We start from the raw sequence: 25,236 nt of genomic DNA on the forward strand, positions 1-25,236 counted from the left end.
AATTATTAGTTGCTACGATCTTTTTTATGATAAATAAAGCTTGTACATCGCAGTCTCCGAATCAATGGCTTGAGCTAGTTCAAATGCTTCCTGCTGATTTTTATGATGAGAGATGATCTCATAGAAAAAGCGAATTAGAAACATAAGATTGGCGTTACCATCGATATAGTCATCTGGTGCTAAATAGGAGAGGCAGCCACTTTGCAAAAATGCTGTTGCGAGCTGTTCGCACCCTAATGTACAGCCTGCTGCAATAACCTTTACACCTTGGAGGCGGCTATAAGTTTGTACATCCAATGGACCAAAGTATATACTCTTTGGTTCATTAACTTCATAAACATCCTCCCCTAGCTCAGGTAGACAAAACCGTCCTTCATCTCCGTGAAAGTTCAAAATTAGATAATCCATCTTGCCATGAAGATCAACGCCTGATAAAACATCAATCAAATCATTGGGTCTACCAATTAAATGAAGTGTTACCCTTGCACCAAAGGATTCAAGTGCAGCTCGGAGGGCCATTGATTCGAAATCACAATCAGGTCCTACTACTACATTAACGTATAATTCTGGCTTGCTCATTTGCCATCCCACCTCCATCCTTTAGTATAGATGAAACTTATTGGATGAGTAAACCGTATATTACAATAATTACTATATATGTAAAGGTTAAAGGAGTTGTAGCTATGAAACGGGTTGGACATTTACTTACATTACTACTTGGCATGACGTTAAGCCTCATCACCCTCTTACTGTTTTTGGACAATGAGAGGCAAAGAGACGAACTAGTATCTCTTCCTTATAGTCAATTTCAAACTATCCAACAGGCATGGTATATGTCTGGAAGTGATGGCAAGGAGCAATATTTATATCCATTAAAGCAAGTGTTCTACCTTAACCGTTATGAGGTAAAAGATACAGAACACCTTCAACAAGCTTTACGGACTAAGAAAGTCCCTATCAGTCGACCCGCCCAACCTACCCCAACAAGTGATTTATATATACGTTTCGATAATGGTAAGGAGATGGCCATTAAGGTAATGGTCGAGGATGAACAATTATTCCTCATGGATCAAAAAACGATGCAGTATTATCAACTGCCAACAGCAGAAGTGGTCGGTTATTTTCGTTGGTTGAATGAAGAAAGCCGAATGCCGTTGTTATTATTTATTATTTATACTATTTTATTTTTTAGTATAGCTTATCTGCTTGCAAAGAAATTAATAGGAGGTACATCGAAAACTACTCCGACAAAATTAATCAAACAGAAAGGAAAACGACTGACTGCTGATTTTCTGCTTCCTATCATCCTGCCATTAATCATCACCATTTCGATGCAAATATATGGGGCTCAGCATAGCTTATTATTATTAAGTGTCATGATGCTTACATCAGGTATTCGAGAATATGTTGAAAAAAGAGAGCTTTTCATGAAAATGGTCCTGCTTCTCCTGCTCTTTTTGTTTTATCTCCATGGCTTTCAATGGATTATTTCTTATTTCAACTAGCGAAATAGTGGATATTATTGTCAATAGTTTTCAGGTGGAGTTTGCATTATTGTTAAATTTTAGCGATGTTTTGTGAGGAAAGGTACATATTCTGTAGGATAATAGATTTAGGTAGGATATACTCAATGGTGATTACAGTAGAATTGAGGGAATCATATGAGATTAACTGTGGAACGTAAACTACAAATGGCTTTTGGTATAGTGCTAGCCTTCTTATTAATGATTACAGCCATTGCGATGTATTTCTTAACGAATAATAATAAGACACTAGCTGAAATCGAAGACAATACGGAATTAATCCATCTATATCAAGATATCTCGTTCCAAACTGTGCGTGCAAATGCAGCTATTCGAGGATATATATTATATGGTAAGGAAGAAATGTTGAACAATCATCATGAAATACGCAATACCTTACATACATCCATTAATCGCCTCCAAGAAATAGGCGCTCGCAATCAAGATTTTGAGCAATTTTTACAACAGCTTGATGATTGGGAAAAGGCGATAGATGGACAGATTATTCCGCTTTATAAACGCGGCGAAATAGAACAGGCTCAGCAAGTAGCCTTGCCGATTTTAGGGGAGGGCTCTTTGAAGCTTGTAGTCTTTGGTAAGACAATGGCTACTGCACAACAGGAGGACATGCTAGCACATATTGAGGCGACTAAGGAAAAAGGGGAAAGAAGTGGTATTGAAATAATGATATTGGCGGCAATTTCTCTCCTCATTAGCATCATTATTGCTACTGCATTTGGTAGAAGAGTTGCTAAAAACATCCAGCTAACAGTCAGAGAAATGGATACATTCTCGGAGGGGAATTTACACGCTCATCTACAATTCAAAACAAAGGATGAATTTGCACATCTAGCCGAGTCATTCAATAGCATGTCAGAAAAACTTCGCCAAATGATGAAGCAAGTTGGAGATTCCTCTGAGCAAGTAGCCGCTACCTCTGAGCAGCTAACGGCTAGTAGCTTGGAGGTTACACAGGCAACGGAAGTCGTCACTGAATCAATTCAAGACATTGCACAAGGAATTGATGAGCAGGATACGTTAACAGGCGATGTACGAAATTTATCGGCCCATATTTTGAAGAAAATGAATGATATTTCCACTAGCATTCAAAACGTTAATGATGCAACCGTCGAAACGAAAAATATGGCGAGTTTAGGTCGTTCTTCCGTCCATGATGCCACGGTACAGATGGATGAAATTTCAGCCAACACGAGTGAATTAAATACGCGCGTCCAAGATTTAGATGATAATTCAGCAGCCATTGTAGCAGCTGTGAATGTCATTAAAAGTATTGCGACACAGACCAATTTGCTTGCTATCAATGCCTCCATCGAAGCAGCCCGAAGCGGTGAACATGGGAAAGGGTTTGCCGTTGTCGCTGAGGAAGTACGTAAACTAGCAGATGAGTCGAATCTTGCAGCAGTGGAAATTGAAAAAGTAGTAGCACAAATTACTGATAGTACAAGAATAATTGAAGAAGATATGGTGAATAGCAATGATTCGGTGCATGTAGGTCGTGATAAGGTCAATGTGGCAAGAGATAATTTTATACAAATTGATGATGCCATTACGGATGTACAAGCACAAACGGAATTAGTTACCGCAGCTATTCGTACTATCCATCAAGATATTGAAAAGCTGGTCCAAGAGATTGATTACATAGGCGAAGTATCTATGAAATCAAGCCGTCATGTGCAAAGCGTTGCCGCTTCTTCGGAAGAGCAAAATGCGGCGATGGAGGAAGTAGCGGCAGCTTCCAACCATTTAGCGAAAATGGCGATCGATCTACAGGAATCCATACAAACATTTAAATATTAAGCTCATGATAAAGGAGATGTCTAATGGTCCAATAGATTATTAGACACCTCCTCTTTTTTTACTTTCCAATCATTTCAGCAAGCTCAAATTCCTATAGAATCAGGATCAATAGTTGCCATTTTTCATGTAGTTATGATTAGGAAGTGATGGGCTAATAGTTTGTTCTTCCTGACAATTACAGGGATTTATAGTTATCTGTAAAGACTGAATAATAGAATAATCATAAATATGTTTGAAAAATAATATTTCATCCGATAAAAGCTATGGGAGAGATGTAAAACAGATACAGAGTGGGAATGGTTGTAGCAAATATCAGGCTGACAAGTGATATTTTTCACTTCAAGAAACAAAAGGAGAATAATATATGAAGAAAATATTTAGCAGTTTTAAGGGCAAGCTTTATACGCTATTTGCGCTAGTATTACTAATTCCTGTTATATCTGTAGGTAGTTTATCTTATTTATCAGCTAAAGATTCCATAGAAGAAGAAATCTTATTTAGTGCCAATGAAAGTGTAGGCATTTTAAATAAGCTTATCGATCAAACTATTACTGATAAGATGAATGACATTCAAGTGTTTAGTAGTGAGATAGATGCACAGCAATTTAAGCAATCACAAGCATCTATAGAATCGAAGTTTAAGCAGTATGGACAGCTTAATCCAGACGTTTTAAGTATTTATGTTGGAACCAATGATGGTTCGTTTTCTCAGGTACCAAAATTGAATGATGCGGATTATAATCCATTAGATCGAGATTGGTATAAACAAGCGACTGCTTTAAAAGGTGAAACTTTAATTACTAACCCTTATAAGGATGCAGGAACTGGTGATATGGTTGTAACGGTTGCTAAACAAATCAAGGACCGCTCAGGGGTTGTCGCTATTGATATTAAATTAACAAACCTTCAAAAAATTGCAGATTCCATTCGAATTGGGAAAAATGGGTATCCCTCTATTTTTGGAGAGGACAATCTGGTCATTTCACATCCTACATTAGAAGCGGGTGGCAAGCTCAAAGAAAGTTTCCTCGATAAAATGTATGAAAGTCCCTCTGGCACCTATGAATACGTCTTTAACGGTGATGATCGTATTTTGTTCTATACGACGAATGAGGTAACCAATTGGAAAATTACAGGTACGATCTTTTCTAAGGAAATTGATGAATCGGCTTCATCGATTTTAACTCATACCATCATAGTTCTGCTTGCCGCTGTCGTGATTAGTTCTATAATCTTCTACTTCGTGATGAAGGCTGTCATTAAACCAATTAAAGCATTAAAAGATAGCGCCGTTACGATCAGTAAAGGTGATCTGACAGAGACTGTTACAATAACTTCGAAAGATGAAATAGGGCAATTAGGACAAGCCTTTAACGATATGCAGGAAAGTTTGCGGACGCTTATTCAAAAAATTGAACAAAATGCAGAGGAAGTGGCATCGTCTGCTGAAGAGCTAACAGCTAATGCGAATCAAACAAGTATAGCAACCGAAAAAGTCGCTATTTCTATTCAAGATGTTGCGTCAAGTGCAGATGGTCAAACGATTAGTGCCAATAAAAATGCAGAATCATTACATGAGCTTTCAACAGCCATTCTTCATATTGCTGAAATTTCTTCTGCTGTGACGGACCTTTCACAGCATGCGACATTACAGGCAGATGAGGGCGGACAAGCTGTCCAAAATACAAAGGATCAAATGCAGTCTATTCATTTATCTGTTGCAGATTCTAATGCTAAAATTCAAACCTTACATGAGCGTTCACAGCAAATTACATCCATTTTAGATGTTATTACAAGCATTGCGGATCAAACTAATTTACTGGCTTTAAATGCCGCTATTGAAGCAGCAAGAGCAGGGGAGCATGGAAAAGGCTTTGCGGTTGTCGCAGATGAAGTTCGTAAGCTAGCCGAGCAATCACAGGAATCGGCTAAACAAATATTTGATCTAATACGTGGGATTCAACAAGAAACAGAGCAGTCTGTTAGTATTATGGCTAAGGTAACGGAGGATGTTCAAAGTGGTTTACATATTTCTGATGAAGCCATTACGAAATTCCAAGTAATTAGGAATAGTATGAATGAAATTACACCGAAAATGGAAGAGGTTTCTTCTGCCTCAGAGCAAATGTCTGCTGGCGTACAAGAGGTAGCAGCGGTGACGGAAGATTTGGCCTTCTCAGCCAAGGGCAATGCTGCCGCTTCTGAAGATGTTGCAGCCTCAACAGAGGAACAATTAGCATCAATGGAAGAAATCAACGCCTCGGCACAAGCACTTGCACATATGGCAGATGAATTAAAACAACTTATTAGTCAGTTCAAATATTAAAAAAAACGCCCCTCCATTCATTACAATGGAGGGGTGTTCCTATTTTATCGATCTTCTTCCCAACAATCAGTATTTTTTAATGTCGGAATTGATTTGGCATAAAAGACAGGATTTTTACCTGCTTTGCGTTGGCCTGTAAAATCATCTAATACAAGGAAGGCAATTTTACCAAGAATCATGATGATAGCAATATTGATGAAAGCCATAAGCCCCATAAATAAATCTGCTAAATTCCATACAAGTTGAACTTGTGCTACAGAGCCGAACATAACCATGACTAGTACTAGTATGCGATACATAATCATCCAACCTTTATGGGCATTTATAAATTCGATATTAGATTCACCGTAGTAATAGTTCCCGATGATCGAACTGAAAGCAAAGAAGATAATGGAAATGGCAATAAAATAAGGAGCCCAATCCCCAACATGTACAGCTAGGGAATTTTGCGTCAAAATAATACCATTACTTTCACCTTTATCATATAAACCAGCTAAAATGATGATAAAGGCTGTTGCTGTACAAATCATAATCGTATCGAAAAAGACACCTAAGCTTTGTACAAGCCCTTGCTTAGCAGGATGTGAGGTATTAGCAGTCGCCGCAGCATTTGGCACACTACCCATCCCAGCTTCATTGGAAAATAAACCACGACGTACCCCTTGCATAATAGCGACTCCAATTGCTCCACCAGCAGCTTCTTGTAGACCAAATGCATGTGTGAAAATTAATTTAAACACAGTTGGTATTTCTGATAAATTTGTCACCACAACAAAAAGGGCTACAAGTAAATAGAAGATGGCCATAACCGGTACAAGAACTTGAGTTACCTTTACAATTCTTTGTACACCACCAAAAATAATTAATGCTGTTAGTGCTACTAGTAAGATGCCAATGAGCTTTGGACTTATATCAAATGCTTCCCCAACTGAAGTGGCAATTGTATTAGATTGCACTGCATTAAATATAAATCCAAAACTTAGTGTTAATAGAATACTAAAGATAATACCTAGTTTTCTTTGACCTAACGCTTTTTCCATGTAATAGGCAGGTCCACCTCGGAACGTATCGCCATCCTTCACTTTATAGACCTGTGCTAATGTACTTTCAATGAAGGCTGTTGCCATTCCTAATATAGCAATAATCCACATCCAAAATACTGCACCTGGTCCACCGACACCAATGGCTAAGGCAACACCTGTAATGTTCCCAGTGCCTACGCGTGAAGCGGCACTAATCGTAAAGGCTTGGAACGGCGAAACCCCTGAATCGCCTTCTCTTTTTTCGACAATCAGACGAAACATTTCAGGGAAAAGACGTATTTGTACAAATTTTGTACCTAATGAAAAATATAGTCCTGCAGCTAATAGTAAGATAATCAGGATATATGTCCATAAAATATTATTTCCACTATCAACAATATTTGAAATCCATTCCATAAGTTGTTTCCTCCTTTCACAGTACGCTTTAGTCTACACTGTTTTTTTATGAAAAATCAACCTTTCTAATATAATAAATTATAATAAGGTTTTGATTTTTCCTATAAGAGTGATATATTCCGAAAATTCTCTTATTTTTATTCTGCAAACGCGTATAATAATAGAATAAAAGGAAGGAGATTGGATGATGAAAACAATCGGATTGATTGGCGGGATGAGCTGGGAATCCTCGGCCGAATATTATAGACTTCTAAATGAACAGGTTAAACAAAAGCTGGGGGGCCTTCATTCTGCCACATGTATTTTGTATAGTGTTGATTTCCAGCAAATTGAACATTTTCAAGCGAGGGGACAATGGGATAAAGCTGGCTTCGTGCTAGCTCAGGCCGCACAGTCACTTGAACGCGCAGGGGCAGATTTTATCGTTATTTGTACAAATACGATGCATAAGGTCGTAGCAGTTATTGAAGAGGCCATCACCATCCCTATTTTACATATTGCAGATGCCACAGCTAACCAAATAAAGGAGGCTGGGCTACAAAAAATAGCGCTCCTTGGAACTATGTACACAATGGAACAGGAATTTTATAAGTCGAGGGTAGAGGGGTATGGAATAGACGTTATTGTGCCAGATTACCACTCACGTATGGAAGTAAACCGGATCATATATGAGGAATTATGCTTGGGGAGCATTGTACCAAATTCGAAGTCCTATTATATCCAAGTGATCAATGACCTTGTGCAGGCTGGAGCGCAAGGCATAATTCTTGGCTGTACCGAAATTGGCTTACTTATACAACAGCAGGATATCGATGTTCCAGTATTTGATACAACGGCTATTCATGCACAGGCAGCTGTGTCGATGGCGATTCAGGAGGAAACGTAGTATGCAGGGAAAGGTAAGACAATTTGGCATTGAAGTGGGTACATTACCGGTTGGGCAGAAAAACTGTATTACTGATGTTGCTGGGGTACGAGTAGGACATGTCACATTGGATGAGTCATTAGATCATGAAGGTGGTTACGCCTGTACAGGAGTCACAGCTATTTTACCGCATGGGGGAAATTTATTTCAGCACAAAGTTACAGCGGCTAGCTATGTGTTAAATGGCTTCGGCAAAACAACTGGACTCGTACAGGTGAATGAGCTAGGTGTGATCGAATCACCGATAATGCTCACGAATACATTTGGGGTACCAGCGGTTACGCAGGGAACATTGCGATATATGCTCGACATGAATCAGGACATAGGGCATACGACTGGCACCATCAATCTTGTTGTGGGCGAATGCAATGATAGTTATTTAAATTCCATCCGAGCATGTTCAGTAACAGCTGAGCATGCCCTAGAAGCCATCAGTAATGCCTCTCCGAATACAGCGCAGGAAGGAGCCATTGGCGCTGGAAAAGGGATGATGTGCTTTGGCTATAAAGGAGGGATTGGCTCCTCTTCTCGTATTGTCAAAGTCGATAAAAATGAAATTAGCTATACGGTGGGCTGCATGGTGCTTAGTAATTTTGGTCATAGTTCTGAATTTTTAGCGGAACGTTATGTTGCTCCCATAAACCAATGTGCCTCGACTCTCGCTCCTACAGATGGGTCGATTATGATAGTCCTTGCTACAGATGCTCCACTTAGTAGTCGTCAATTGAAGAGAGTCATTAAACGCTGTGGGATAGGTTTAGGTCGGACAGGTAGTCATTACTCACATGGCAGTGGAGACATTGTGATAGGCTTTACAACTGCACATAACATCCCACATATGTCTGAACAACTTGTAGAAACAAGAATACAGCTCCGTGAGGATCATCCCGTTATGAATCAGTTATTTGTAGCTGCGGCAGAGGCAACTGAGGAAGCTATTCTCAATTCACTAGCTCAGGCACAAACAACAATTGGTCGCAATGGACATCAAGTTGAAGCCTACTCATTTCAAAAGGCATAGCGAAAAGGTTATTGAGACATAGACAATGTTTCAATAGCCTTTTTTGCGTAAGTACATAAGATTCATAATTTTTTTAGCATGTGTGGGTCATGAGATGAATAAATTCTTAACTAGAGGATAAAGGAGATTTTTCGACGATTTTTTGCTGAATTTTGAATCATTATAAGAGAATAGCCATTACTTTGTAATAATTGTATTTTTATCTAGTCAATGATAGAGAGATATGATACTATTCATTTTAAAAAACTGAATTATCCAATAATTAAACGGAGGTGTTCTAGTATTGTAAACCTCTTTCAACCGATTGGAACGGCTTCAAATGGAAACTCTCCTGAGAGCCCATCTGTTAGGGAAAGCCAAGAGCCTCTAATACAGATTACAGCTGCACATAAAAGAATTTTTATAGAACCTATCTACTATCAGCAAAAGATTCCTAATAGTTTACGAGCCATTTATGTACGTGCTGGTGTAGTTGAACGCTTGCAGCATGCTTTGACACTATTACCGAAGGAGTATAGCCTGCTCCTCTATGACGGCTATCGCCCATTCCAAGTTCAACAGTATTTATTTAATTATTTTTCACAGCAATTGGCGCACATTATGCCACACGCCACAGAACAAGAATTACTGCAGGCAACCAAAAAGTATGTCGCAATGCCAAGCGCAGATGCTGCTCATTTGGCACCCCATTTAACAGGTGGTGCTATTGATCTAACTCTTGCTGATAGACAAGGGAAAGCTTTGGATCTCGGTACAGCCTTTGATGAAATGAATGAAAAATCAGCTACACGCTATTTTGAACATAACCTAAACGAGAATCCAGAGGCTTGTCAACATCGACGTTTATTATACAACTGTATGACACAAGTAGGCTTGAGTAATTATGGAGAGGAATGGTGGCATTACGATTTCCATAATATGGCGTGGGCGAGACGAGTTCAAGCTAAAACAGCCTGTTATGGAGCCATTCAGGTAACGATACATGATCATGAAATAAAGGAGATTCGATATCAATGAAAGTTTATATTAGCGCCGATATAGAAGGCATTACGGGTACAACTACATGGAGTGAGACAGAGTTAAATGCACCTGACTATCAATTTTTTCAAAAACAAATGACTCGAGAAGTAGAAGCGGCCATTGAAGGGGCGATAGCGGGTGGAGCAACAGAAATACTATTGAAGGATGCGCACGATTCAGCACGCAATCTCGATATTTCGAATTTACCTATCAACTGTAAGGTAATCCGTGGCTGGACCTACGATCCGATGTGTATGGTAGCAGGTCTCGATCAAAGCTTTGATCGTGCGATTTTTATTGGCTATCACAGTAAAGGGGGAAGCGAGCGTAATCCGCTATCCCATACGCTTTGCACGTATGCGGATGTCAAAATAAATGGTGAGTATGCGAGTGAATTTTTAATTAATACGTATGCAGCAGCATTACATGGTGTTCCTGTTTCATTTGTCAGTGGTGATGTTGGCTTGACCGAAGAAATTCATGCCGTTAATGAAAACATTGTGACCTTCGCGACCAAAGAAGGAATAGGGAATGCAACTATTAGTGTCAGCCCGAAGCTAACGATTATGGAAACCAAGCGACTGGTAGCTTCCTCGATGAAGGTGCCACGTCAACATATTCAGGTACCATTACCAGAACGCTTTATGGTAGAAATCATCTATCGAGATCATACACGTGCCTATCGTAATTCCTTTTATCCAAATGCCACATTTAAACCACATAATACAGTAGAATTCGTCACAGACGATTTTTATGAAGTATTACGTATTTTACAATTTTTAACTTGACTGTGTGGATGAGCTTTTGCTTAGAGTGTGTGTGCCAATAGGACACGCTGTTTTCATGTGGAATAAGTAATTTTGGATTCGTATATAGAGAGAGGGTCCATATAGAGGGACCTAGCTTATGTTTGAAAAATCCTATTGAAGGTCATGACATCGGTCCTTCCAATAGGATTTTCATTATAAAAAGATGACTAGGGGGATGCATGTGAGAAAATATTGGTGGCTTTTCGTATGTTTGGTCGTATTGTTTTGTGTAGCCTGCAATGATGAAAAATCGGGTGAAAAAGCATCGGAATATCGTGTGGTATATTCAGGGGAAATTAAAACATTAAATTACTTAAAAACGTCTGAAACAAATGAATTTGCGGTGGCGGCGAATATGGTAGATGGTCTTATTGAGTATGATAAATACGGGGTAGTCCAGCCGGGATTAGCGAAAGAATGGTCGGCAAATGAAGATGCAACCGTATGGACCTTCAAGTTGCGTGATGATGCCAAATGGGTGACACATGAAGGGAAGAAATATGCGGATGTAGTTGCACAGGATTTTGTGGACGGTTTGCAGTATGTCCTTGATGCCAAAAATGAATCCTCCACAGCCTGGATTGCGACAGTCGTCAAAAATGGAGAGGCATTCTATAACGGTGAAATGACAGATTTCAAGCAGGTAGGCATAAAGGCGTTGGATGAACATACAGTAGAATATACTTTAGAAGCTTCAACACCTTATTTTCTTTCTATGTTAAACTACGTTTGTTTCTTCCCAGTGAATGGTAAGTTCATTGCAGAAAAAGGGGCAGACTTTGGAACAACGCGTGAAAATTTTCTTTATAATGGCGCTTATATTTTAGATAAATTTGAGCCGCAAAATGAACGTGTTCTTGTAAAAAATGATACGTATTGGGATCAAGACAAAGTACTGATTGATCGTATCCGCTATAAATATAATAAAGAAGCTGCAACGGTAGCACCCGAACTGTTTTTACGTGGAGAAATTGATTCCGCTAGTATTCCTACTTCTATTATTGATGAATGGTTTAAGGATGATAAGAAAAAATCTCAAGTTCGTCAAACACAAAATAACTTCTATACCTACTTCTACGCTCTCAACTTTAACCCACAATTTGACGCAGAATATGAACCAGATAACTGGAAGATCGCCGTCAACAACAAAGATTTCCGAAAATCAATATTCCATGCACTGGACCGTGTTTCCGCCATGTTAACGGTGGAGCCTTATAATCCAGCCGATTTGCTGAGCAACACGATTACCCCAAAAAACTTTGTAGATGTAGCAGGAGTAGATTACACACAATTAACGCCACTTGCAACTATTTCCAATGAAGATTCCTTTAATAAAGAACTAGCACTTGAATTCAAAGAAAAAGCAAAAGTGGCATTAGCGGGTAAAGCTACATTCCCTGTAAAAGTGTTATTGCCATATAATGCGGGTAGTCCAGACTGGGCAAATCGTTCTCAAGTAGTGGAGCAGCAAATTGAAAAATTACTGGGGACAGATTATATCGACATTATTGTAGAGGCAGGTCCAGCGACAGGTTTTTTATCTGAGGTGCGTCGTCCTGGGAAATTTGCACTTTTAGAAGCAAACTGGGGCCCAGATTATGCAGATCCATCCACGTATACAGATCCATTTACAGTGGACGGTACTTATAATAAACCTGAATTAGCTGAGGGTTACACAGAAGCCAATGGAAAAACGACGTATCAAAACCTTGTGGATGAAGCAAAGGTAACAATTGATGTGGCAAAACGCTACGAGCTATTTGCAAAGGCAGAGGCCTTTTTAATTGAAGAAGCCTTTGTGATTCCATATTCCGTTGGAGGTAGTGGCTATGTTGCATCCAAATTAAACCCTTTCGAGGCACAGTATTCACCATTTGGTGTGACAGCCGAGAAATTTAAAGGTCAGCAAGTATTGGAAAAGCCAATGAGTAATGATGAATTTAAGAAAGCGCTTGCTCAGTGGGAACAAGAGCGTGCTGACGCTTTAGCGAATGCTAAAAAGTAGTAGGGGCTCGTAGATGAAAAAGGAGATACCGAAAGGAACAGTCGGCATCTCCTTTAGTCTTTTTGACATAGGAGGATGGCGCGATGTTGCAATATATAGGAAAACGACTCTTACAATCTGTGTTAACCCTTTTTATTATTATTACAATTGTTTTTTCGTTATTACGATTAATGCCAGAGGAAGGATATTTAGGGGCGGCAGCCGATAAAATGTCACCTGCTCAGCAAGAAATTTATTTAACGAATTTAGGATTACGAGATCCATTGCTTATTCAGCTAGGAAACTTTTACACGAAATTATTACAAGGGGATCTCGGGAAATCGGTGACCTATCGTACAGATGTACCTGTTACAACGATTATTGCGGACAAAATTATGTATTCACTACTCTTTGGGTTAGGGGCCGTTGTCCTGTCACTCCTAATTGGTGTGCCGCTAGGTATTATGATGGCCTATCGTAAGGGGCGTTGGCTCGATCGACTTGGGACAGGCTATATTGTTTTTGTCGTTGCTGTACCTGCAGCCGTTTATTATTTAGTGATTCAAATGTATATTACAGATCTCTTTCAATTACCGATGCTCTTTGATGAGTATAGACCGATTACATGGATTCTCCCACTAACTTCTATGGCGTTGGCTCCTACAGCCTCCTACGCGATGTGGATGAGGCGTTATATGGTGGATGAATTGAACAAGGACTATATTAAACTAGCGAGGGCTAAAGGAGTAAAGGAACGAACATTAATGTTCAAGCACGTTTTGCGAAATGCCTTTATCCCAATGGCGCAATATTTACCTGCAACCATTTTGTTTACCATTACTGGCTCCATTTATATCGAATCTTTGTATTCCATTCCAGGGATGGGGGGCTTACTCGTTGATGCGATTCAACGACAGGATAATACGATTGTTCAAGGCTTAGTGCTGGTGTTCTCCTCCCTTGGTATTATCGGACTTATTTTAGGGGATATTGCCATGGCACTTGTTGATCCTCGAATTAAACTGGGCAAGGGAGGGGGAGTACGTTAATGGGCATGTATTCGAATGAAATTCATAATATTTCTAATAAATCACGGGAAACATTGTTTGAATTTGCGGAAGTTGATGCGCGACAAGCAGAAGAAACCGGTCATTCTAATTACTCATATTGGCGATCTACATGGCAATCCTTTTTGAAAAATCGACTAGCTGTTTTTTTATTAGTAGGCGTGCTTATTATTGTGGGCTTTACGATCCTTCAGCCGTATTTACCAGTACAAAAATCACCAACGGAAATTTACCTAGACGAGCAAACGGGGATGCAGGCACGTAATATTACCCCCAATGCTGCATTTTGGTTTGGTACAAACTCAATTGGGCAGGATTTATGGTCACGAATTTGGGCGGGGACAAGGACATCCTTATTTATTGGCTGTGTAGTTGCCCTAGTAGAAGCTGTGGTTGGGATTACAGTTGGTACACTATGGGGCTTTTCGCGAAAGCTAGAGGTGCCTATTACACAGCTGTATAACGTTGTTGATAATATTCCAACAACCATTGTACTCATTTTAATGTCTTATATTTTGCGACCAAGTATATCAACGATTATTATCGCCATGTGTATAACTGGATGGGTGGAAATGGCTAGATTTATTCGCAATCAAATTGTTATTTTGCGGGACCGTGAATACAACTTAGCCTCTAAATGTCTAGGGACACCTGATTACCGTATTATTGTGAAAAATCTATTACCCTATTTAATTTCTGTCATTATGTTACGTATGAGTCTAGCTATTCCCTTTGCTATAGGGGCAGAGGTGTTTTTAACGTATATTGGCTTAGGGCTTCCAATTAGTGAACCGTCCTTAGGTAATTTAATTAATGAAGGGCGTGTGCTCATGATGTCGCCAGACTTACGATATCAGCTAATTTTCCCGAGTATAGTGTTAAGTGTTATTACTATTGCATTTTATATAATTGGTAATTCCTTTGCTGATGCAGCAGATCCGAAAAACCATGTATAAGGAGATGGAATCAGTGACACCTAAAAAATCACGCCTATTAGTTATCCAAAATCTAGTTATTCAATTCACATTACGTGGTCGTGTTTTAACTGCAATTCGAGATATTTCTCTTGATTTATATAAAGGGGAAAGTCTAGCGATTGTTGGTGAATCGGGCTCGGGCAAATCTGTGCTAATGAAATCTATTATGGGCTTGCTCGACAAAAATGGCAGCATTAAGCAGGGCAGAATCATTTACCAAGCACAGGATCTAGGACAATTTACGACAGAGCAAGAATGGCTCCATATACGTGGGAAGGAAATAGCGATGGTGACGCAGGACCCAATGACATCTTTAAATCCACTTAAAACGATTGGTAAGCAAATTGAGGAATGTGTGGTGTTGCATCAAGGCTTAAAGGGGAAGGAGGCTTATGAAGAAACATTAAAACTACTTACAGATGTTGGAATACATGATGTGAAAAAACGCTATAAGCAATATCCTCATGAATTTTCAGGAGGTATGCGCCAACGTATTGTCATTGCGATTGCGATTGCCTGTAAGCCAAATATTTTAATATGTGATGAACCAACAACTGCTCTTGATGTAACGATACAGGCACAAATTTTACAGCTATTAAAAAATCTTCAACTTAAGTATGGCTTAACGATCGTCTATATTACGCATGATTTAGGTGTGGTCGCCAAAGTGGCTGACCGTATTGCGGTCATGTACGCGGGTGATGTAATTGAGGTTGGGAAAACTCATGAAATTTTCTTTAATAGTAAGCACCCTTATACATGGGCGCTTATTTCCTCTCTGCCGCAGCTCGGGTCTAAGGGAGAAGCGTTGTATTCGATCAAAGGGACGCCACCTAATCTTTTTCAGGAAATAAAGGGGGATGCCTTTGCGCCGCGCAATCAGTATGCGCTGAAAATCGATTTTATCGAGCGCCCACCCTTTTTTCAGGTAAGTGACACGCATTTTGCACGAACATGGTTATTAGATCCGCTTGCTCCAAATGTAGAACCTCCTGCTGCTTTACAAGCCTTTTTTGCAGAGGGGAGGCAGTATGCTAGTGAGTGAAAAAGAAATAGTACTAGAAGTGAAAAATTTAACCGTCAATTTTGGTAAGGGGAATCATAAGTTTACGGCCATCGATGATGTCAGTTTTCATATTTTTAAAGGCGAAACATTTGGTTTAGTAGGGGAATCGGGGTCAGGAAAAACAACGATTGGTCGGTCTATTATGCGCATCAACGAGGTCACTGAAGGACAAATTTTGTATCATGGCAAAACTATTCATGGGAAAATTCCAAAAGATTGGGATAGGGAAATTACGCAGAAAATCCAAATGATTTTTCAGGACCCGATGGCGTCGCTCAATGAACGTGCTAAGGTTGATTATATAGTGGCGGAAGGACTATACCCTTCCAAAAAATATAAAGATGAAGCAGAGCGGCAAGAAAAGGTACGCAGGGCATTAGTAAATGTTGGTCTACTTCCGGAATTTTCGAATCGATTTCCTCATGAGTTTTCGGGTGGTCAACGCCAGCGTATAGGCATTGCTCGTGCTTTAGTGATGGAACCAGAATTTATTATTGCTGATGAGCCAATATCCGCCTTGGACGTATCCATTCGGGCACAGGTGTTGAATTTATTAGCTAATCTTCAACGACAAAATCATTTAACCTTTTTATTTATTGCTCATGATCTATCCGTTGTCCGTTTTATCACGGATCGGACAGCCGTCATTTATCAAGGGAAAATTGTCGAGCTAGCTGCAACAGAACAGCTTTTTACTCATCCGCTTCATCCGTATACGAGAGCATTGTTATCAGCTGTACCGGAGCCAAATCCTTATAAGGAGCGAGAGAAAGTTGTAGAGATATATGATCCAACACAACATCGTTATGCGGACAGTCCTCCGTCATTTGTGGAAATTGAGGATGGCCATTTTATTTTAGCTAATGAAGAAGAGCTAACGGTTTATCGTACTTCATTGAAACGGGAGGTAAATGAATGATTTGTCCAAAAGCATTAAAAAAAGGTGACACAATTGGTCTAATAAGTGCTTCAGGTGCTACTCCACCCGATAGATTACAGCCAGCTATAGCCAGTATTGAAAAGCTTGGGTTGAAGGTGGTTGTAGGAGAGACGTGTCACGCGCGACATGGTTATTTAGCAGGTACTGATGATCAGCGGGCAGCGGATGTTCATCGAATGTTTCAAGATCCAACGATTGACGGTATTTTTTGTGTTCGCGGCGGCTATGGGGCTACAAAAATTTTACCGCTTTTAGATTTTGAGGTAATTAAGGCGAATCCTAAAGTCTTTGTAGGCTATAGTGATGTGACTGCTCTACATATAGCCTTCAACCAGCTTAGTGGCTTTGTTACGTACCATACACCAATGCCATCGACTGAATTTATTAGGCAGGAGATGGACGATTACACATGGCAATCCTTCTGCCAGCAAATAATGGCGGTAGGGGTAGAGGAGTATGACTTAGAAAATCCTGTAGACCAACCAATGTCCAAGCTCGTAGCTGGTAGTGCTACAGGTACACTTATTGGGGGCAATTTAACATTAGTGACTGCATCACTTGGTACACCCTATGAAATTGATACAAAAGGAAAAATCCTATTTTTAGAAGATATTGATGAAAGTGAGCAACGAGTTGACCGGATGTTAACGCAATTAAAACTGGCGGGGAAATTAGATGACGTAGCAGGTATCTTATTGGGAGCATGGACAAATTGTGGACCTGAAAATCCACAAAAGCCCGAGCAAAGTTTATCACTACAAACGATCTTCGAGGAAATTCTAGTGCCTTTTAACAAACCTATTATTTCAGGGATCACGTGTGGACATTGTTTACCAACGATGTCACTGCCTTTAGGAAGAACCATTACAATGGATGCAGACAATCACCGAATTCGTGTTGTTAGGTAGGTGTCTAATGGAGAATCAAATCCAAGATCTCATCCAAAAAACTCCCTATAAGGTGCATCTCTTTGTTAAAGATCCAAAAACCGAGCAATTCCTATTTAGTCATCAACTAGAGGAGTCATTTTCTAGCGCTAGTATTATAAAAGTGCCGATTCTTCTAGCTGTTTTAGCGTATACCGAGAAACACAACATATCCCTTCATTCAGCCTTAACAATCACTCCTGCTGATTGGGTAGATTTTAGTGTAATAAGTGAGCAACGTCTGACGCAAAGCACAGTTTACGAGCTATTAGTATGGATGATTATAACGAGTGACAATACAGCAACAAACGTCCTAATTGATGTAGTGGGAATGGATTTTTTAAATGATTATTTCCGTCAAATAGGCTTACAGGAAACATTGCTACAGCGAAAAATGATGGATGTCGAGCGACTTGCAATGGGGATCGACAACTTTACGTCTGCACGGGACATGGCCCATCTTTTTACACGAATATATCAACAGGATTTACTAGCATCACCTTACAATGAGCTGGTCATCGACATTTTAAGTAGACAGCGCGTACATGAAGGCTTAAAGCGCTACCTCGTGGATGATGTAAAACTGGCCCATAAAACAGGTGGGCTTGACACAGTCGATCATGATGCAGGAATTGTCTACAGTAGCTCGTTTGATTATCTAATTGGTGTTTTCATAACAAATGTAACGGATAATGATCTTGCTCGCCAACTTATTGGTCGTCTTTCAAAGGTTGTTTATGACTATATGATGGGGCAGAGGGAGGAACAGCAATGAAGTCTATCGTAACAGCCATGATTGCCAATTTGCATGCCAAGCCTGATGAAACTTCTGAATTAATAGATGAGGTACTTTATGGCATGACAGTAGATATTCTGACAGACTGTCATGAGGATTGGGTATATGTCCAAACTGCTTATCGTTATAAAGGATATTGTCAGAAGGCTGATTTGCTACTGGATGAAGAAACGGCCGCTAAATGGCACAGCGAAGCACAGCCTATCATTATTCAAAGCTTTGCAGATGTTTTACAGCAGCCTCGTATCCAAAGCACAAAGCTGATGACTCTTGTGAAAGGTTCTAGTATAGGCGTTGTTACGCAAGAGGACGTACCGGAAGAGTGGTCTGCTATACAATTAGTGTCGGGAAAAATAGGCTATGTTCGCACAAAATGGCTACAGGAAAAGCCATCTCAAACTCAAATAACAACCGAGCATTCCTTTCGAGAAAACGTGGTCCAAACAGCGCTAAGCTATTTGGCTACACCTTATCGTTGGGGTGGTAAATCACCATTAGGCATTGATTGCTCCGGTTTATGTTCAATGGCCTATTTGTTAAATGGGGTTACTATTTTTCGGGATGCTAAAATGGTAGAGGGCTTTCCTATTGTGAAAATAGAAAATGAGGATAGACAAAAAGGTGATTTGCTCTATTTTCCAGGCCATATCGCTTTATATATGGGCGATAATCTATATGTCCATTCTTCACTTGGTGGTAATGAAGTGACCATTAATAGCTTAGATAAACAGCATGCACTCTATCGCCATGATTTAGCCACAACCCTAACAGAAGTAGGTTCTTTATTTCCGGAGAAGCCAAAATGATAGGCTTCTCTTTTTGATTTCAAGGACAGAAGGGGAGTAGTTAGGGCAAGGTTAAGAAGAATTAGCACTCTCCAATCACCGGCTAATCAATTCTGTCCATATTTATTGTCTTGCTTTATGAGGTCAAAACCTATAAAGCTTTTTTTTGTAATCATTATTTCGGATGGTTTGCCAAAATAAATAAACGACAAACGTACACATATTGATTATAAATAATGCGACCAGCTGCCATAATCCAATTAAAAAAGTGACCATGTATAAATCAAAGGCTGCTTCACCGAGAGGCATATGTGGGAAGGGCGTTAATTGACTATAATGCCACACGAAATAACAGGCTAATGCAGTACCTTGTCCTACATAAATAAAGATCCAATGGGTATAAAATGATATTTTTAGTCGCCAGCAACAAAGGAACAGGTTCAGGACAATAATGAATAGTGGGAACAGGAATATTTGAAACAAACTTTCAGCTATTTGAGTCATAAATAATAAATTGTAGCTAAGCTGAATGATTGGCAATAGTACTAGATTGATGATGATCAGGCTGAGCAGTTGTGTACGAGTCACTATATTCCTATCCTTTCCTTGCCTCATTTTTACATAAGGACGTTTGAAAAAAAGAATGGTTTCGCACAAAAAATCTCCATGCACAATGTCTGAGCATGGAGATTTTCGACTAATAGTGATAAATATTTAATTGCATACCAGCCTCAAGGCGATCTGACCGCAGCTGATTCCACTGTTTAATAGAAGTCACGTTGACATTATAGACCTCGGCGATATCTCCTATAGAGTCACCATCCGTGACCGTTATCGTTTTCTTATTCTTTACGGGGCTGTCATATTGTTGTAGGTCGTATTGCGCGATAAGTGAATTTAATTTTTCGTTATATTTTGAATCAGTGGCATAGGAGCCTGTTAAAAACTTTGTTGCATCTGAATAGGATTTGGTGTTACTTTTGAAAACACCTGCATAAAATTCCTTGTTCCACGAAACACCATTGCGCATTAGCTTTACATAGTCCTGCATAGAAGCCTCATAGGAGGGGTATTTGCGGAAATCAGCCATAATGGTTGACAAATTACCTGATCCATCATCTTCTGATGTTTCGAGTTTTACAGAATTATTCTGATAGCTGCCTTTCATGCCAAACAGATTATAGTTGGGGGCAGAGCCAAGGCCACTTTGTCCGCTCTCGCTTTCTAGTATAGCTTGTGCAATCATCACGGATGCATATAAGTCATTGTTGGCTCCAAGATTTCGTGCAGTTTCAGCGATTTTGCCAATAAATTCTTCCGCACTCGGGCGATCATCAATGACGACAGGCTCTTCTTTTTCTGTCGTATTAAACAACTGAGTCACCATAAAAAAAGAAATACAAATAACAACGACAGCAATCATAAGTCCTTTTAAAAAATTAACTACGTATTTCATGGTAGGCTTGATGTTGGTAGTGACCACATCTCCCTCCCTTCTATTAAAAGATTAGCTATCTCTTATTATGACAAAGAGTGAAAGAGAAATAAAGAACTGTATATATAAATAGCTTGTATCATTAATAGAACGTTGCGAACATTAAATAGTTCCATGTCATTCCGCTGAAATGTCTATCTTAAAATTTTGAGACATAAATTGTTTAAATCTCTCAAAATATTGTTCGGAAGCCTCCCAGCGTCTCGTATTTAAAAAAGCTATTTCGTGGCGACCAAAATGGTTGGGTGGTTGGTAGTGTCGAGAAACATAGGATGGATTTTCTAATGAATAAAAATAATACGCTTCATCAGGTGTCTTAATTTCAATACGGGCATGAATGAAATCACCATCTTCATCCGTATAGGCCTGACGAAAACTATAATATTTAGAACCGTCCCAGAAACCATCGTCATCCTCGTCAAGCCCTTGAATTTCTGGAAGTTGTAAAATTCGTTCTACATACTGAACCTCGATTTTAGGCACATAAAGGGTAGCAACATTTACACAAGTTAATAACATAATCCAGTGATCCTGAATATCCACTAATTGCTCCTGAGGTAAATCCGTAATGTCCCACCAGTCATCTCCTTCATCTAATGATTTTCTCAATAGGGAGACGGTTTGATCTTCATTGAGCCAAATAAAATAATGATACTGGGAGGTTTTCATATAAATGCTATCATTCGTCTTGTCTCCGTCATCATCGATATGCGCTCGCTGAACAGTGAAATGCACTCCTTGTTCCTCAAGGTCAAAATAAGGCTTGTCTCCAGTCATCAAAATACACTTAGTTAGCTTTAGTATATTTTCCACATCGATATGATTGTCCGTAAAATATACATGAGTTGCCTTCTTGATGTGGGGGTTTTCCTGTAAATTAGTCAGTGCGGAGCGTCCTTCTTTAAGGATACTCACCAATGTGACGAATGAAAATTCAAACTCTTCTTCATCGTCATCCATATCATAAAAAACCTCGTCAATTAACACATCTTGTATACGGATAGGGAGTTCTTGAAAAACGCCATCTCCGTGCCAAACGTTGACGATACATGGCAGTGACTTCTGTCCATGGACGTTGAAGCGATACTCGTCATCTTGAACTAATACGGTTGCCTGAAGATGACCATTGACAATCGTTTCCCCATGATTATAGGAGCCACACAAAATGTCCTCTACTGTCAGATGACCGTGAACATAGATTTCCTGACCACCTACAGCTATATTTTTAGCTGTCAAATTGCCCATCACCATCAGTCCAATTGCACCATCCGTTTCTGCGTTGTATAGATGATCTACCGTCAAATGACCATTAATAAAAATAATGATCACATTGTCTTGCTGTGGGAAAGGAATGTCCCAATCCAAATCAAGAAAAGGAAGCTTCAAATCTCCTTCATAGTAAGCAACAAGGTCATTCTCACTAAATTCCGTGTAATGGCTTGCCCACCAAGAGTTTTCGGGAAACCTATCAGCTAGTTTGCTAATAGGTATAAATTGAAAGACATTACTCATAGTTCACTACCTCCCAATTGCCGTTTTTTTTATCTTCTCATACGGAGGAATTAACAGTCAATTTAGTAGATTGGTAGAGTTATGTGTAATTGGGAATAAAATGCTATGATAAATTTCAAAGAGGTTTTATGATCATTATTACCAATTGCTGAGAAGTGGGAGGTGAGGTGAACCAACTAGCTTTCGTACAGATGTTTGGAAGGGCTATTATTGGTGAAATATATAGACGAATATGAATTTACTATATCATTAGCGAATTATAAGGAGCTGGCAGATGATAACATTTGATAATGTCTCAAAAATGTATAGTAACGACCATGTGGCTGTCAAAGCCCTCAATGTGGAGATTAAAAAAGGTGAATTCTTCGTTATTATCGGCCCGAGTGGATGTGGCAAAACTACTTTATTGAAGATGATTAACCGATTAATTCCATTGACGGAAGGAACTATTTGGATAAATGGAAAAAGAGTAAGTGATTATAATATTCACGAGTTGCGCTGGAGTATTGGCTATGTGTTACAACAAATTGCTCTTTTTCCGCATATGACCATTGAAGAGAATATTGCGATTGTCCCAGAATTAAAAAAATGGAGTAAAACAAAAATTCAGAAGCGAGTAGATGAGCTTTTGGAATTGGTAGGGCTTGAGCCTGAAAAGTATCGTCAGCGTAAGCCAAAGGAGTTATCTGGAGGAGAGCAGCAAAGAGTGGGCGTTCTTCGGGCATTGGCGGCTGATCCAGAAATTATTTTGATGGATGAACCTTTCAGTGCCTTGGACCCTATTAGTCGTACGAAGTTACAGGATGATCTACTGGACATGCAGCGTAAGATTCAAAAAACTATCGTCTTTGTCTCGCATGATATGCAGGAGGCGTTGAAGTTAGGGGATCGACTATGTGTCATGAAAGATGGAGAAATTGTTCAAATTGGATCTCCTCAGGAAATTGTAGAAAATCCAGTGAATGAATTTGTCCAACAATTTATAGGGGTAAATACAGTTCACAATAGGTTTGATATTCGGACGGTTATGCAACCAATCGTAAGTGTTAGTGAGCTAGGGGATACTATTACTATCAATGAGCCGATCACAACTATTCTTGAAAAACTGACAGAGCATAACGTTCTTGGCGTGGAAGAACATGGAGAGATGATTGGTATTGTGACTCGAACAACTATACTGCAATATGTAGCAAAGGATTTCAAGGAAAGAGGTCGAGCCCATGACTAATTTTGTAGCAATGTTTCAGGAACGAAAGGGACAGCTTCTGTCAGCCTTACTCGAACATATACAAATCTCCTTCATAGCGCTATTTTTTGCTATCATTATTGCCATTCCTCTAGGTATCTATTTAACCAATAAAAAGAAAATAGCTGAAACGGTTATTGGTATTAGTGCAGTGCTACAAACGATTCCATCTCTAGCGTTACTTGGGTTATTAATTCCATTATTCGGTATTGGGAAAGTTCCTGCCATCATTGCCTTAGTGGTCTATGCACTGTTACCGATTCTCCGAAATACTTATACAGGCATTAAGGAAGTGGACCCTTCATTGAAGGAGGCAGCTTTGGCAATGGGCATGAATACGCCTAAACGTTTATTAAAAGTTGAATTGCCCCTTGCTTTGCCTGTCATCATGGCAGGTATTCGAACAGCGATGGTATTAATTGTTGGAACAGCCACATTAGCTGCTTTAATTGGAGCAGGTGGTTTAGGGGATATTATTTTACTAGGCATTGATCGTAATAATACCGCACTCATTATTTTAGGGGCTGTGCCTGCTGCGATATTAGCATTGATCTTCGATGTTTTACTGAAAAAGCTTGAATCGCTATCATTCAGAAAAACAGTAACAACTGTAAGTATCGTTAGTATTGCGGCTTTGATAATGGTCTGCATTCCTCTTCTCAATAACAAAGACCAAGATGAAATTGTCATCGCTGGAAAACTTGGAGCGGAGCCTGAAATTCTCATCAATATGTATAAGTTATTAATTGAGCAGGATACAGACTTAACGGTGCAATTAAAGCCAGGACTTGGAAAAACTTCATTTGTATTTAATGCGTTGAAGTCTGGCAGTATTGATGTATACCCAGAATTTACAGGCACAGCCATCTCGGAGTTTCTAAAGCAGGAAGCAATCAATAACAGTGAGGCAGATGTCTATCAGCAGGCGAAAGATGGGATGCTAAAGCAATTTGATATGGTTATGCTTAGCCCAATGAACTATAACAATACGTATGCGTTAGCAGTATCGGAGGATTTGGCTGAAACGTATCAGCTCCAAACTATTTCGGACCTTAAATCGATAGAACAAGCTGTTAAAGCAGGGTTTACATTAGAATTTAATGATCGTGAAGATGGCTATGTTGGGATTCAAAAACGCTATGATATTGCGTTTCCTTCTATTGCAACTATGGAGCCTAAGCTACGCTATCAAGCGATTGAATCGGGAGATATTAACCTACTCGATGCTTATTCAACGGATAGTGAAATTCGTCAATATAAGCTCCACGTATTAGAGGATGATCAAGCGCTGTTCCCCCCTTATCAAGGAGCTCCATTATTACGGCAAGAAACGCTGATCAAGTATCCAGAGATTGAAACATCTTTAAATAAACTGGCTGACCAAATTTCAGATGATGAAATGCGAGAAATGAATTATCAAGTGAATGTCGAAGGAAAGCTAGCAGCAGAAGTAGCAAGAGAGTATCTACTGAATGCCGGCTTATTGAACTAAACGATCAGGACCCTCGAGCATTAATATGCAAGAGGGTTTTATTTCTATCAATAATAATTTAATGATAAA

The 25,236-nt window shown here is 39.5% G+C and carries 22 protein-coding genes; 17 read left to right on the forward strand and 5 right to left on the reverse strand.

Annotation, left to right across the window (positions count from 1 at the left end):
* Positions 1 to 24 precede the first annotated feature (24 nt).
* A complete protein-coding gene (locus PI85_RS18880; protein ID WP_036125075.1) occupies positions 25 to 579 on the reverse strand; it encodes a hypothetical protein in 555 nt (184 codons plus the stop codon).
* A 104-nt stretch (positions 580 to 683) separates the two neighbouring features.
* Here PI85_RS18880 and PI85_RS18885 point away from each other — a divergent pair, with 104 nt between their 5' ends.
* The 3 genes from PI85_RS18885 (at position 684) to PI85_RS18895 (ending at position 5,667) form a co-directional block, all read left to right on the forward strand.
* Positions 684 to 1,505 (forward strand): hypothetical protein, encoded by an 822-nt coding sequence (locus PI85_RS18885; RefSeq protein ID WP_036125078.1) that lies wholly within the window; start codon positions 684 to 686, stop codon positions 1,503 to 1,505.
* Between the two features lie 156 nt (positions 1,506 to 1,661).
* Positions 1,662 to 3,341: a methyl-accepting chemotaxis protein gene (locus PI85_RS18890; protein ID WP_036125081.1), complete on the forward strand. Its 1,680-nt coding sequence runs from the start codon at positions 1,662 to 1,664 to the stop codon at positions 3,339 to 3,341.
* Between the two features lie 364 nt (positions 3,342 to 3,705).
* Positions 3,706 to 5,667, forward strand: a complete 1,962-nt coding sequence (locus tag PI85_RS18895; RefSeq protein ID WP_036125083.1) for a methyl-accepting chemotaxis protein — start codon at positions 3,706 to 3,708, stop codon at positions 5,665 to 5,667.
* 44 nt (positions 5,668 to 5,711) lie between these two features.
* Here PI85_RS18895 and PI85_RS18900 read toward each other — a convergent pair whose 3' ends face one another.
* Entirely contained in the window at positions 5,712 to 7,106 is a 1,395-nt protein-coding gene (locus PI85_RS18900; RefSeq protein WP_036125085.1) for a sodium:alanine symporter family protein, read from the reverse strand.
* A gap of 187 nt (positions 7,107 to 7,293) precedes the next feature.
* Between PI85_RS18900 and PI85_RS18905 the strand changes: the two genes are divergently transcribed.
* From PI85_RS18905 to PI85_RS18960, 12 genes are all read left to right on the forward strand, one after another.
* The gene (locus PI85_RS18905; RefSeq protein WP_036125086.1) at positions 7,294 to 7,992 is read left to right on the forward strand and encodes an aspartate/glutamate racemase family protein; all 699 of its coding nucleotides are present in this window, start codon (positions 7,294 to 7,296) and stop codon (positions 7,990 to 7,992) included.
* Position 7,993: 1 nt separating this feature from the next.
* Entirely contained in the window at positions 7,994 to 9,052 is a 1,059-nt protein-coding gene (locus PI85_RS18910) for a P1 family peptidase (protein ID WP_036125088.1), read from the forward strand.
* 210 nt (positions 9,053 to 9,262) lie between these two features.
* Positions 9,263 to 10,069, forward strand: coding sequence for a M15 family metallopeptidase (locus PI85_RS18915; protein ID WP_235318510.1), 807 nt, complete (start codon positions 9,263 to 9,265; stop codon positions 10,067 to 10,069).
* On the forward strand, positions 10,066 to 10,860 hold the full coding sequence (locus PI85_RS18920; protein ID WP_008175653.1) for a M55 family metallopeptidase: 795 nt from the start codon (positions 10,066 to 10,068) through the stop codon (positions 10,858 to 10,860). The genes PI85_RS18915 and PI85_RS18920 overlap by 4 nt, the downstream gene beginning before the upstream one ends.
* Positions 10,861 to 11,056: 196 nt before the next feature.
* Entirely contained in the window at positions 11,057 to 12,886 is a 1,830-nt protein-coding gene (locus tag PI85_RS18925) for a peptide ABC transporter substrate-binding protein (RefSeq protein WP_036125092.1), read from the forward strand.
* Between the two features lie 83 nt (positions 12,887 to 12,969).
* Positions 12,970 to 13,914, forward strand: a complete 945-nt coding sequence (locus PI85_RS18930) for an ABC transporter permease (RefSeq protein ID WP_036125095.1) — start codon at positions 12,970 to 12,972, stop codon at positions 13,912 to 13,914.
* Positions 13,914 to 14,888, forward strand: coding sequence for an ABC transporter permease (locus tag PI85_RS18935; protein ID WP_036125096.1), 975 nt, complete (start codon positions 13,914 to 13,916; stop codon positions 14,886 to 14,888). The genes PI85_RS18930 and PI85_RS18935 overlap by 1 nt, the downstream gene beginning before the upstream one ends.
* On the forward strand, positions 14,881 to 15,954 hold the full coding sequence (locus PI85_RS18940) for an ABC transporter ATP-binding protein (protein WP_042737468.1): 1,074 nt from the start codon (positions 14,881 to 14,883) through the stop codon (positions 15,952 to 15,954). Before PI85_RS18935 ends, PI85_RS18940 begins: the two co-directional genes overlap by 8 nt.
* Entirely contained in the window at positions 15,941 to 16,894 is a 954-nt protein-coding gene (locus PI85_RS18945; RefSeq protein ID WP_036127823.1) for an ATP-binding cassette domain-containing protein, read from the forward strand. The genes PI85_RS18940 and PI85_RS18945 overlap by 14 nt, the downstream gene beginning before the upstream one ends.
* A complete protein-coding gene (locus PI85_RS18950; protein WP_008175664.1) occupies positions 16,891 to 17,823 on the forward strand; it encodes an LD-carboxypeptidase in 933 nt (310 codons plus the stop codon). The genes PI85_RS18945 and PI85_RS18950 overlap by 4 nt, the downstream gene beginning before the upstream one ends.
* Before the next feature lie 7 nt (positions 17,824 to 17,830).
* Entirely contained in the window at positions 17,831 to 18,616 is a 786-nt protein-coding gene (locus PI85_RS18955; protein ID WP_036125098.1) for a serine hydrolase, read from the forward strand.
* Positions 18,613 to 19,443, forward strand: coding sequence for an SH3 domain-containing C40 family peptidase (locus PI85_RS18960; RefSeq protein WP_036125099.1), 831 nt, complete (start codon positions 18,613 to 18,615; stop codon positions 19,441 to 19,443). Before PI85_RS18955 ends, PI85_RS18960 begins: the two co-directional genes overlap by 4 nt.
* A gap of 123 nt (positions 19,444 to 19,566) precedes the next feature.
* On the opposite strand, the gene PI85_RS18965 is transcribed toward PI85_RS18960, so the two are convergent.
* From PI85_RS18965 to PI85_RS18975, 3 genes are all read right to left on the reverse strand, one after another.
* A complete protein-coding gene (locus tag PI85_RS18965; RefSeq protein ID WP_235318511.1) occupies positions 19,567 to 20,010 on the reverse strand; it encodes a hypothetical protein in 444 nt (147 codons plus the stop codon).
* A 109-nt stretch (positions 20,011 to 20,119) separates the two neighbouring features.
* A complete protein-coding gene (locus PI85_RS18970) occupies positions 20,120 to 20,905 on the reverse strand; it encodes a glucosaminidase domain-containing protein (protein WP_230584807.1) in 786 nt (261 codons plus the stop codon).
* 129 nt (positions 20,906 to 21,034) lie between these two features.
* The gene (locus tag PI85_RS18975; RefSeq protein WP_036125104.1) at positions 21,035 to 22,429 is read right to left on the reverse strand and encodes a hypothetical protein; all 1,395 of its coding nucleotides are present in this window, start codon (positions 22,427 to 22,429) and stop codon (positions 21,035 to 21,037) included.
* Positions 22,430 to 22,703: 274 nt separating this feature from the next.
* Between PI85_RS18975 and PI85_RS18980 the strand changes: the two genes are divergently transcribed.
* Both PI85_RS18980 and PI85_RS18985 read left to right on the forward strand, forming a co-directional pair.
* Positions 22,704 to 23,657 carry an ABC transporter ATP-binding protein gene (locus tag PI85_RS18980; protein WP_036125105.1) on the forward strand — a complete coding sequence of 318 codons (954 nt, stop codon included), beginning with the start codon at positions 22,704 to 22,706 and terminating at the stop codon, positions 23,655 to 23,657.
* Entirely contained in the window at positions 23,650 to 25,167 is a 1,518-nt protein-coding gene (locus PI85_RS18985; protein ID WP_036125107.1) for an ABC transporter permease/substrate-binding protein, read from the forward strand. Before PI85_RS18980 ends, PI85_RS18985 begins: the two co-directional genes overlap by 8 nt.
* The last annotated feature ends 69 nt before the right edge of the window (positions 25,168 to 25,236 follow it).

Source organism: Lysinibacillus sp. A1 (assembly GCF_000801965.1).
In the GTDB taxonomy this organism is placed as follows: domain Bacteria; phylum Bacillota; class Bacilli; order Bacillales_A; family Planococcaceae; genus Lysinibacillus; species Lysinibacillus fusiformis.